Annotated in this window: 10 protein-coding genes and 1 pseudogene; 1 reads left to right on the top strand and 10 read right to left on the bottom strand. The window is 66.2% G+C overall.

Annotation, left to right across the window (positions count from 1 at the left end):
• Nucleotides 1–46 precede the first annotated feature (46 nt).
• The 6 genes from J1N50_RS05530 to J1N50_RS05505 all read right to left on the bottom strand — a co-directional run bounded on the left by J1N50_RS05530 (nucleotide 47) and on the right by J1N50_RS05505 (nucleotide 4,712).
• Nucleotides 47–655: a hypothetical protein gene (locus J1N50_RS05530; protein WP_215350815.1), complete on the bottom strand. Its 609-nt coding sequence runs from the start codon at nucleotides 653–655 to the stop codon at nucleotides 47–49.
• Between the two features lie 49 nt (nucleotides 656–704).
• Entirely contained in the window at nucleotides 705–1,484 is a 780-nt protein-coding gene (locus tag J1N50_RS05525; RefSeq protein WP_215350813.1) for an arginine deiminase family protein, read from the bottom strand.
• Between the two features lie 59 nt (nucleotides 1,485–1,543).
• Nucleotides 1,544–2,569 (bottom strand): aspartate-semialdehyde dehydrogenase, encoded by a 1,026-nt coding sequence (locus tag J1N50_RS05520; protein ID WP_215350810.1) that lies wholly within the window; start codon nucleotides 2,567–2,569, stop codon nucleotides 1,544–1,546.
• Between the two features lie 108 nt (nucleotides 2,570–2,677).
• On the bottom strand, nucleotides 2,678–3,055 hold the full coding sequence (gene rplS / locus J1N50_RS05515; RefSeq protein ID WP_058455038.1) for a 50S ribosomal protein L19: 378 nt from the start codon (nucleotides 3,053–3,055) through the stop codon (nucleotides 2,678–2,680).
• 5 nt (nucleotides 3,056–3,060) lie between these two features.
• Nucleotides 3,061–3,798 carry a tRNA (guanosine(37)-N1)-methyltransferase TrmD gene (trmD, locus tag J1N50_RS05510; protein ID WP_215350807.1) on the bottom strand — a complete coding sequence of 246 codons (738 nt, stop codon included), beginning with the start codon at nucleotides 3,796–3,798 and terminating at the stop codon, nucleotides 3,061–3,063.
• Complete coding sequence (locus J1N50_RS05505) at nucleotides 3,795–4,712, bottom strand: LysR substrate-binding domain-containing protein (RefSeq protein WP_215350804.1); 918 nt, start codon at nucleotides 4,710–4,712, stop codon at nucleotides 3,795–3,797. The genes trmD and J1N50_RS05505 overlap by 4 nt, the downstream gene beginning before the upstream one ends.
• Before the next feature lie 100 nt (nucleotides 4,713–4,812).
• Between J1N50_RS05505 and J1N50_RS05500 the strand changes: the two genes are divergently transcribed.
• Nucleotides 4,813–5,034: a hypothetical protein gene (locus J1N50_RS05500; protein WP_215350801.1), complete on the top strand. Its 222-nt coding sequence runs from the start codon at nucleotides 4,813–4,815 to the stop codon at nucleotides 5,032–5,034.
• A gap of 55 nt (nucleotides 5,035–5,089) precedes the next feature.
• Here the strand turns inward: J1N50_RS05500 and J1N50_RS05495 are convergent, their stop codons facing one another.
• The 4 genes and pseudogenes from J1N50_RS05495 to ffh form a co-directional block, all read right to left on the bottom strand.
• The gene (locus J1N50_RS05495; RefSeq protein WP_215350797.1) at nucleotides 5,090–6,604 is read right to left on the bottom strand and encodes a serine hydrolase domain-containing protein; all 1,515 of its coding nucleotides are present in this window, start codon (nucleotides 6,602–6,604) and stop codon (nucleotides 5,090–5,092) included.
• A 160-nt stretch (nucleotides 6,605–6,764) separates the two neighbouring features.
• Nucleotides 6,765–7,274: a ribosome maturation factor RimM gene (rimM, locus tag J1N50_RS05490; RefSeq protein WP_215350795.1), complete on the bottom strand. Its 510-nt coding sequence runs from the start codon at nucleotides 7,272–7,274 to the stop codon at nucleotides 6,765–6,767.
• A 180-nt stretch (nucleotides 7,275–7,454) separates the two neighbouring features.
• Nucleotides 7,455–7,901 (bottom strand): annotated as a pseudogene (gene rpsP / locus J1N50_RS05485) (30S ribosomal protein S16); the annotation flags it as partial.
• 40 nt (nucleotides 7,902–7,941) lie between these two features.
• Nucleotides 7,942–9,402, bottom strand: a complete 1,461-nt coding sequence (ffh, locus tag J1N50_RS05480) for a signal recognition particle protein (protein WP_215350791.1) — start codon at nucleotides 9,400–9,402, stop codon at nucleotides 7,942–7,944.
• Between the last annotated feature and the right edge of the window lie 57 nt (nucleotides 9,403–9,459).

Below are 9,459 nucleotides of genomic sequence, written 5' to 3'. Positions count from 1 at the left end.
TCGCCGCAGCCAGGATGACGGCGCTAGAAATGTCGTGCTTCGGTCGTCAGCGGAAGAAGCAGTTCGCGCCGGCGAACAGCGCGTCGACCTTGGCCGCGTCGCCGGGTTCGGCGAACATGCCGCCGACGACCGTGCCGCCGGTGCCGATGCTGAACTCCTCGCCCAGCGTGCTGTCCTCGATATCGGTGATCGTGACCGATTGCTTCGCCTTGGCGCGCGTCGTTCCGATGCCGATCCCGCTCGGCGTCGAATAGTCCTTTGCGCCCTTTTCGTTGCCGAGGAACCAGCCGACGAACTTGCCGTCCTGGAAGTTGAGCGTCATCGCGTCGAAGCGGGTGAACGCCATCGGCCCCGCGCCGCATTCATTATTGTCGCTGCGGTCGTCGGCCTTGCCCGCGACGTTCGCGAGCGCATTCTCGGCCTGTTCGCGCGGGACGCCGAAAGCGAGCAGGCTTGCCCGGCCGGTGTTCTTGTCGACGAAACGCAGACCCTCGGCATCGAGCGCGACCGCGGTCGTGGCCGCGGCGGGGCCGTCCGCCTTCGCCTCGGGCACCGGCGGCGCCGAGGGCACCGCCGTGTCGTCGGCAGGGGGCTTGTCGGCAGGCTTGCACGCCGCGAGCAATCCCAGCATCACCCAGCCCGTCCACGCCCGCATCGCCGCCTCCTGTTTCGCTTATCGATCCTTATGCCACCGCCGCGCGCGATTACCAGCGCAGCGACATGCAGCTCAGCCCCGCATCGAGGCGCGCGACATGGTCGGTCGCCAGGGCGCGATACGGCACCCCGCGCGCGGCGAGCATCGCCTGCGTCGCCGGCCAGCGCTCGCCGATCAGCACCGTGTCGCGAACGCGCAGGATGTTCGCAGCGCCCTCTTCGCCGGGCGGGGTGAGCACAACCTCCAGCCCTGCGAATTCGGGGCAGTCGCGCATCGCGGGAACCGCCAGCACGGTCCGCTCGTCGATCAGGCCGCAGCCGGTCTTGAAATGCAGGACGCTTTTGGGGGTGTCCGCAACCTCGGCGCGGTAGCCGAGCTCAGCGAGCAGCCCCTTCAGTTCTCCGGCGCCGGTGCGATCGGTGCGGTCCGAAAGACCGATGATCACGCGATCGGCAAGGCGCAGCACGTCGCCGCCGTCGGCATGGCCGGGACCGGACATCGCGAGCAGCCTCGGATGGCGCTCCGCCAGCGGTCCACGGATATGCGCCACTTCGCCCGCCCGCGTCGGCGCGCCGGGACGGAGCAGGATCGCGCCTTCGGGCAAGGTCAGCGCGACATCTTCGGTGAACAGCGCATCGGGGAAATCGCCCAGCGCCGGCAGCACGTCGACAGCGAGGCCAAGCTCGCGAAGCGCCCTGACATAGGCTTCATGCTCGGCGAGCAGGATCGCGAGATCGGGGTCGGGTCCGCCGCCCGCGCGGATGCCGTTGACGGCCGAGGGGGCGGGGGTGCGGCAGAGCGCATGGGTGAAAGCGAAGGGCGAGGTCATCGCCCTTCCCTACCCGTTCGCATCCCGAAGTCGAGATGCGAACGGGGATGGGATCTCACTCAGCCCTTTTTCAGGTGCCGGCGGCCGAGCAGTTCGGCGATCTGGACCGCGTTCAGCGCCGCGCCCTTGCGGAGATTGTCGCTGACGCACCAGAGGTTGAGGCCGTTATCGACCGTGCTGTCGTCGCGCACGCGGCTGACGAAGGTCGCATAGTCGCCGACGCACTCGACGGGCGTGATGTATCCGCCGTCCTCGCGCTTGTCGACGAGCATCACGCCCGGCGCTTCGCGCAGGATGCGCTGGGCATCCTCGGCCGACAGTTCCTTCTCCATCTCGATGTTGATCGCCTCGGAGTGACCAACGAAGACGGGAACGCGGACGCAGGTCGCGGTGACCTTGATCTTCGGATCGAGGATCTTCTTCGTCTCGGCGACCATCTTCCACTCTTCCTTGGTCGAGCCGTCGTCGAGGAACTTGTCGATATGCGGGATGACGTTGAAGGCGATCTGCTTGGTGAATTTCTGCACGTCCTTCTCGTCGCCGACGAAGATCTGGCGCGTCTGGTTCCAAAGCTCGTCCATCCCGGCCTTGCCCGCGCCCGACACCGACTGATAGGTCGCGACGACGACGCGCTTGATCGTCGCGGCATCGTGCAGCGGCTTCAGCGCGACGACCATCTGCGCGGTGGAGCAATTGGGGTTCGCGATGATGTTGCGCTTCCCATAGCCGTCGATCGCCTCGGGGTTCACCTCCGGCACGATCAGCGGCACGTCGGGATCCATGCGATAGAGCGACGAGTTGTCGATCACGACGCAGCCCGCGGCCGCGGCTTTGGGCGCGTGGATCGCGGTCGCGTCGCTGCCGATCGCGAAAATCGCCATGTCCCAGCCGGACCAGTCGAAATTCTCGATATTCTGGCATTTGACGGTCTTGCCGGTATCGCCGATCTCGATCTCGTCGCCCTGGCTGCGCGACGATGCGACCGCGGCGATTTCGTCATAGGGAAATTCGCGCTCGGCGAGGATGGCGAGCACTTCGCGCCCGACATTGCCCGTCGCACCCGCGACGACGATCCGGTAACCCATCTGTTATGCCCTTTATGCTGATGCTGAAATGAAAACGACCGGCTCTGCCTGTTGGCGGAACCGGTCGTTTTGGAAAGCTGATTCGGCTTTGGGTGAGAGAAGCTCTCCTTAGCCTTCGCCGGCTTCCGACCGGTAATCGCGGCGTTCCGCAATACGCGCCGATTTACCGGTGCGGCCACGCAGATAGTAAAGCTTCGCGCGGCGCACCGCGCCCTTGCGGACGACGGTAATGCTGTCGATGTTCGGCGAATAGAGCGGGAAGACGCGCTCGACACCTTCGCCGAACGACATTTTGCGCACGGTGAAGTTGGAGCCCATGCCCTTGTTCGAGCGCGCGATGCACACGCCCTCGAAATTCTGGACGCGGGTGCGTTCGCCTTCGACCACCTTCACGCCGACCTTCAGCGTGTCGCCGGGGCGGAATTCGGGAATCGTCTTGCCGGCCTTGGCAATTTCTTCGGCTTCGATCGTCTGGATGAGGTTCATGTCCTCTAGTCCTTATTCTTTCGCCGCGCGCCAGAGGCAGGTCGGTCCCGAGCATCGACATGACGCTCCCAAAGGTCCGGCCTGCGTAACCGAGTGTCCGTCTCCGCCTGATGTTTCCGCCAGGCATCGATCTTCGCATGATCCCCCGATCGCAGCACTTCGGGGATCGTGCGCCCTTCCCATATGACAGGTCGGGTATAGTGGGGATATTCGAGCAAACCGTTTTCAAACGATTCGTCATCACCACTTGAAGCCGCGCCCATTACGCCGGGAAGCAGCCGAATGCAAGCGTCGAGCAGCAACAGCGCGCCCATCTCGCCGCCCGACAGGATGATGTCGCCCATCGACAGCTGTTCGATCGGGCGCGCATCGAAGATGCGCTCGTCGAATCCCTCGAACCGGCCGCACAGGATGATCGCCCCCGGCCCTGCCGCAATCCCGCGCACGCGGGCCTGGGTAACCGGCGTTCCGCGCGGCGTCATGGCGAGGATCGGGAGGTCCGGATGCGCCGCACTCGCGTGGTCGACCGCCGCCGCCAGCACATCGGCCTTGAGCACCATCCCCGCGCCGCCCCCCGCGGGCGTGTCGTCGACGGTGCGATGCTTGTCGGTAGCGAAATCGCGGATATGGACCGGCGCGCACGACCAGACCCCTGCATCGAGCGCACGCCCCGCCATGCTGTGCCCCAGCGGGCCGGGAAACATGTCGGGATAAAGGGTCAGGGGAACGGCGGTGAAGGTCATGGCAGCGGCTCCCATAGCGGCTCCGGGATCATCTGGCGATCCATCGCCAGCTCCTCGCGCAGCCATTCGCGGAAGCGTTCGATCTTGCGCACCCCCACCCGATTGTCGCGGTGGACGAGGAAATTGCCGGTGCCGGGCTCGTAAATCGTCTCGAACGGCCGCACGAGCCGCCCCGTCTCAAGCTCGGTTCGCCAGTAGAGCGGGGTCATCAGCGCGATGCCGAAGCCGCCCTGCACCGCGATCGATTCCTGAAGCTGGCTGTCGAGTTCGATCCCCTGCCGCGGCGGCGGCGGGGTGCCGATGCCCGCGGCGGCGAACCAGCCCGCCCACCAGGGATCGTTGGGCGCCAAACGTTCGGCGCGCAGCAGGTCGGCGGGCGTCGCGATATGGTTCGCATCAAGAAGCACCGGCGAACAGATCGGGGTCACATGGCTGCGGAACAGGAAGTCGGTGCGCAGCCCCGGCCAGTGACCGTTGCCGGTCCGCAGCGCGACGTCGACACTGGTCGCGTCAAAATCGACGAGGTCGTTCGACATCAGCAACCGGACGGCAAGGTCGGGGTAGCGAAGCTGGAAGCGGCCGATCCGCGCGCTAAGCCAGGTGCCGCCGAGCGTGATCGCGGCGCTGATCGTCAGCACCTCCGCATCGTCGCTGCTGATCGCGGCGAAGGCGTCGCCCATCGCGGCGAAAGCTCCGCTTATTGTCGGCAGCAGCCGCTGCCCGGTTTCGGAAAGGCGCACCCGCCCCTTCTCCCGCACGAACAGCGCACGGCCGAGCCGCTGCTCCAATTGGCGGATTTGATAGCTTATCGCGGCCTGCGTCATCCCGAGTTCCTCTCCGGCGCGCGAGAAATTCTGCAGGCGCGCGGCCGCCTCGAAGGCACGAACGGCGGCAAGGGGCGGAAGTTTCGACATCGGCGATATATAAGCTCCACTTATGACATCCGGCAAAGCTTTTGTTGGCTTTGCCACCTCGTCAGGCGCATTTGAAGGGGGTCAAGACAGGAGACAGGCCATGATGGAAGAGCATTTCATGCGCGGCTGGGTACACGGCCACGAACGGATGAGCGCCGATCTCGATCGCGCGATCAAATGGCTCGGCGCCAGGTTCCGCGCATTCGCGGACCTCGTCACCCCGATCCATGCGCCGGGCGAAGATTCCTATTTCGACTGCGCCGTCCCGGCGCGCCGCCTCGCGAAGCGGGCGGTGCCGGCGCGCGTCACGAAACGCCGCTGAGCGGCGCGGGCCTGCCGCCCCACCCCCCTTGCAACGGGGCGGCAGGCCGCAATTGTCAGGGCGCGTCCCTGACGATGCGAAAGCGCAGCGCCTGGATCGTTGCCGGCCGGGTCGGCGCGAGCAGCAACTGGCCGTCGAGCTTGCCCTTTTCGCAATTGAGACGGAACGCCGTCGACATCGCACCCGCGGGCGCCAATGGCTCATCCGCGGGGCACGCGCCGACCTCCGCCTTCAATCGCGCGAATTCGGCCACCCAATTCTCCGCCGAGCGGTCCATCAGAAAGTTCATTGCCAACCTGTCCCGAAGAGGGCCGAGGTTCCCCGCCGCATAAGCCGCCTTCGACGCGGCGTAGAGGTCCGCAATAGCCGGCGACACCGCCACCGCCCGACCCTCGAGCAATCCAGCCTTGTGCATCGCGACGGCTGTGTCCCACGCGGGCGCGGACGGCCCCGCATAGGTCCGGTTCGACAAGGCGAACACGCCGACGCCATAGTCGGGCATCAGCATCACATGGCTGCCATAGCCCGGATAGCCGCCGCCGTGCGCGAGGGTGAGGCCGAGGTCGCAATCCTGCGCGACACGCCAGCCCATGCCGTAAGCCGCGGCCTGCTTGCACGCGGTCGCGCCGGTCGACCCGATGCGGTTCGTCACCGCGACGAAATTGAGCCCCTGTGCAATCTCGCGCACCGTCGACCGCTTGACCGGTCCGGTGTCGGGATCGTCGCGCGCGGGCCATGCCGAGAGCAGGAAGGCGACCCATTTCGCATAATCCCGCGCGCTGACCTGCAGCCCGCCCATGCTGTTGAACGCGCCGTCGACCATCTCGGGCTCGGCGCTCCAGCGCTCATTCTCCCAGCGATAGCCGAGCGCATAGCGCGCTTTCGGGGCGTGCGGCGCGTCGTAACCGCTGCCCGTCATGCCGAGCGGGGTCAGGATCGTCTGCCGGACATAGTCGGTGTACGCCATGCCCGACGCCTTCGAAACGACCCGGCCGAGCAAGGCATAGCCGAAGTTCGAATATTCATGTTGGCTCTGCGGCACGCGGCTGAACGGCACGCCCGCCGCGATCATCTTCGTGAATTCGTCCTGCGGCAGTACCTGCTGGCGGTCGCCCCACGGATCGTCGGTGACGAAACCGCCGACATGCTGGAGCAGATCGCGGATGCGGATGCGCGGGCTATCTGCGGTCGGATAGGTCCAGCCCTTCATCTCGGGGACATAATCCTCGGCGAGATCGTCGAGCCGAAGCTTGCCGTCGTCGCGCAGCTTCAGGATCGACAGCGCGGTGAAGGCCTTGGTCATCGAGGCGATGCGGAACAGGCTGTCGGGGGTAACCGTTCGCTTGTCGTCGATGTTCTGGACGCCGACGCCTTTCACATAGGCGAGCTTGCCGTCCTTCACGATGCCATAGACGAGGCCGGGGACGTGCTGGTCAGTCTGGAATTTGGCGAAGAGTGCATCGATTTCAGGAGCTATCTGGGCGAGGGTCTTGGGCGCGCCTTCCTGCGCGGCGGCGGGAACCGCGCCCGCAAATATGAGAGCAAAAGCGAAGCCCGATTTCCAGCGCATAGACCCTCCTTGGCAAATCGCGGTCAGGCTAACAGCGGGTGACGCCACCGACAATCATACTCCTTCGTCACCCCGGACTCGATCCGGGGTCCATTGCCGCCAGCGCTGGATGATGGATCCCGGATCAAGTCCGGAATGACGAGCAATAAAGGAGCGTCCGTTACTCGACGAATGCGGCGTCGATGGTCACGCCATCGTCGGTCCACGCCGGAACCGCGCGCGCGTTCATCGGCACCATGAAGCGGACGGGCTTCTTGCCGGGTTCGGCGGGCTTCTCGATTTCGAGGATGTCGCCAGCGCCGAAATTCTCGACCGCCGCGACATGGCCGATCGCGGCGCCGTCGGTCGAGACGCACGGCAGGCCGATCAGGTCGTGATGATAATATTCGCCGGCCCCAAGCGGCGGCAGCGCCGAGCGCGGAACCGTCAGCACCGTGCCGCGCAAGGCTTCGGCCGCGCTGCGGTCGGTCACTTCGGCGAAGGTCGCCACCGCGCCCTGGTTCACGGGGCGGACCGACTTCAGCGTCAGCTTTCGCCCGCCCGCGTCGAAAACGGAAAAGGCGCGGAGCGATTCCGCGCCTTCGCCGAACAATTTGAGCCGCACCTCGCCCCGCACCCCGTGCGCGCCGGCAATGGCGGCGAGGGTGACGGGGCGGTTTGCGTCGGCCAAGGCTTAGCCTTCGGCCTTTTCTTCGCCGGCCGGAGCTTCTTCGGCAACCGGGCCGCCTTCAGCAACTTCCTCGGCGATCGCGGTCGCGTCGGCGGCGGTCGCGTCGGCCGGAACTTCGTCGGCAACCGCGTCGGCGACAGCTTCGGCGGTTTCTTCGCTCTTCACCGACCCGGTCGCATCCGATTCCGCAGCTTCGGGAGCGGCAACGTCTTCAGCGGGAGCGGCGTCTTCGACCGCTTCGGGCTCGGGAGCCGGTGCGGCGGCGGCAGCGGCTGCGGCTTCTTCGGCCTCAGCGATCTTCGCGGCCTTTTCTTCGGCGCGTTCCTTGGCCTTCTCGCCCGGCTCGGCCTTCTTCGGGTTGTTACGGGCGGCACGTTCCTTGACCCCAGCAGCGTCGAGGAAACGGGCAACGCGATCGGTCGGCTGCGCGCCGACGCTCAGCCAGTGCGCCGCGCGCTCGGTGTCGAGCTTCACGCGCTCCGGATTGTCCTTGGCGAGCAGCGGGTTGTAGCTGCCGAGGCGCTCGATGAAGCGGCCGTCGCGCGGGCTGCGCGAATCGGCGACGACGATCTTGTAATAGGGACGCTTTTTCGAACCGCCGCGCGAAAGGCGAATGGAGGTAGCCATGATATTTTCCTTTACGTTCAAATAGTAGAGTTGGTCGAAATCATTTCTTCTTGTTGATCAGATTGGCGAGGTCGGGCGGGATCGCCCCGCCGCCGAGCCCGGGCAGCCCGCCGAGGCCACCGCCGCCGCCCATGCCGCCGCCACCCATGCCGGGGATGCCGCCGCCCTTGCCGAACAGCGCGCCAAGCCCTTTCAGGCCGCCCATCTTGCGGATCTTCTTCATCGCGGTGGACATTTCCTGATGCATCTTCAGCACCCGGTTCACCTGCTGCACCGTCGTCCCCGACCCGTTCGCGATACGGATCTTGCGCTTCGCGGTGATGATCTCGGGCTTCGCGCGTTCCTTCGGCGTCATCGATCCCATGATCGCGTCGAAGTGGATCAGCATCTTGTCGTTGGCGCCGCTCTCCGCCATCGCCGCCTGCGCCTTCTTGAGGCCGGGGATCATGCCGGCGAGCGCGCCGAGGCCGCCCATCCGGCGCATCTGGTTCAATTGCGTGCGAAGATCGTCGAGGTCGAACTGCCCCTTCGCCATCTTCTTCGCCATCGCCTCGGCCTCTTCGGCCTGGATCGTCTCGGCGGCGCGTTCGACGAGGCTGACGACGTCGCCCATGCCGAGAATGCGGCCCGCGATGCGCGAGGGCTGGAAGAGTTCGAGCCCGTCGAGCTTTTCACCCGTGCCCGCGAACTTGATCGGCTTGCCGGTGACCGCGCGCATCGACAGCGCGGCGCCGCCGCGCGCGTCGCCATCCATGCGGGTGAGCACGACGCCGGTCAGCGGCACCTGATCGGTGAAGCGCTGCGCGACCTGTACCGCGTCCTGACCGGTCAGGCTGTCGACGACGAGCAGGGTTTCGGTCGGGTTCGCCGTGCGCGACACCGCCTGCATCTCGTCCATCAGCTGCTGGTCGACGTGGAGGCGGCCCGCGGTGTCGAGCATCAGGACATCATAGCCCTGCAGCTTCGCCGCCTGCAGTGCGCGCTGGGCGATCTCGACCGGCTGCTGGCCGGCGACGATCGGCAGCGTCGCGACGTCGATCTGGCTGCCGAGGACGGCGAGCTGTTCCTGCGCGGCGGGGCGGTTGACGTCGAGCGACGCCATCAACACCTTCTTGCGCTCCTTGTCCTTCAACCGCTTGGCGATCTTCGCGGTCGTCGTCGTCTTGCCCGAGCCCTGCAGACCGACCATCATGATGACGGCGGGCGGGGTAACGGCAAGGTCGAGCTCGGCGGTTTCGGAGCCGAGCATTTCGGTCAGCGCGTCGCTGACGATCTTGACCACCTGCTGCCCCGGGGTGACCGAACGCAGGACATTCTGGCCGATCGCGAGTTCGGTAACCTGATCGACGAAGCTGCGGACGACCGGCAGCGCAACGTCGGCTTCGAGCAGGGCGATTCGCACTTCGCGCATCGCCGCGCGCACGTCGGCCTCGGTCAGCGCGCCGCGGCCGCGGAGCTTCCCGAAAACATCGCCAAGCCGATTGCTCAGACTGTCGAACATGCGCCTAAAAAGTCCCTTCTGACGACCGCAACGCAAAACACGCCGGTGAGCGAAACC

The sequence above is a fragment of the Sphingopyxis soli genome, from assembly GCF_018682675.1.
Lineage (GTDB): Bacteria > Pseudomonadota > Alphaproteobacteria > Sphingomonadales > Sphingomonadaceae > Sphingopyxis > Sphingopyxis soli.
Note: the sequence above shows the minus strand (reverse complement) of the source record. Positions and strands in the feature narration are given on the sequence as shown.

Bases quoted from the DNA above. Each gene is read 5' to 3' on its own strand.
- J1N50_RS05505 (WP_215350804.1), bottom strand. From the start codon at position 4,712: ATGTCGAAACTTCCGCCCCTTGCCGCCGTTCGTGCCTTCGAGGCGGCC.
- J1N50_RS05495 (WP_215350797.1), bottom strand. From the start codon at position 6,604: ATGCGCTGGAAATCGGGCTTCGCTTTTGCTCTCATATTTGCGGGCGCG.
- trmD (WP_215350807.1), bottom strand. From the start codon at position 3,798: ATGACCTTCACCGCCGTTCCCCTGACCCTTTATCCCGACATGTTTCCC.
- ffh (WP_215350791.1), bottom strand. From the start codon at position 9,402: ATGTTCGACAGTCTGAGCAATCGGCTTGGCGATGTTTTCGGGAAGCTC.
- J1N50_RS05530 (WP_215350815.1), bottom strand. From the start codon at position 655: ATGCGGGCGTGGACGGGCTGGGTGATGCTGGGATTGCTCGCGGCGTGC.
- J1N50_RS05520 (WP_215350810.1), bottom strand. From the start codon at position 2,569: ATGGGTTACCGGATCGTCGTCGCGGGTGCGACGGGCAATGTCGGGCGC.
- J1N50_RS05500 (WP_215350801.1), top strand. From the start codon at position 4,813: ATGATGGAAGAGCATTTCATGCGCGGCTGGGTACACGGCCACGAACGG.
- J1N50_RS05525 (WP_215350813.1), bottom strand. From the start codon at position 1,484: ATGACCTCGCCCTTCGCTTTCACCCATGCGCTCTGCCGCACCCCCGCC.
- rplS (WP_058455038.1), bottom strand. From the start codon at position 3,055: ATGAACCTCATCCAGACGATCGAAGCCGAAGAAATTGCCAAGGCCGGC.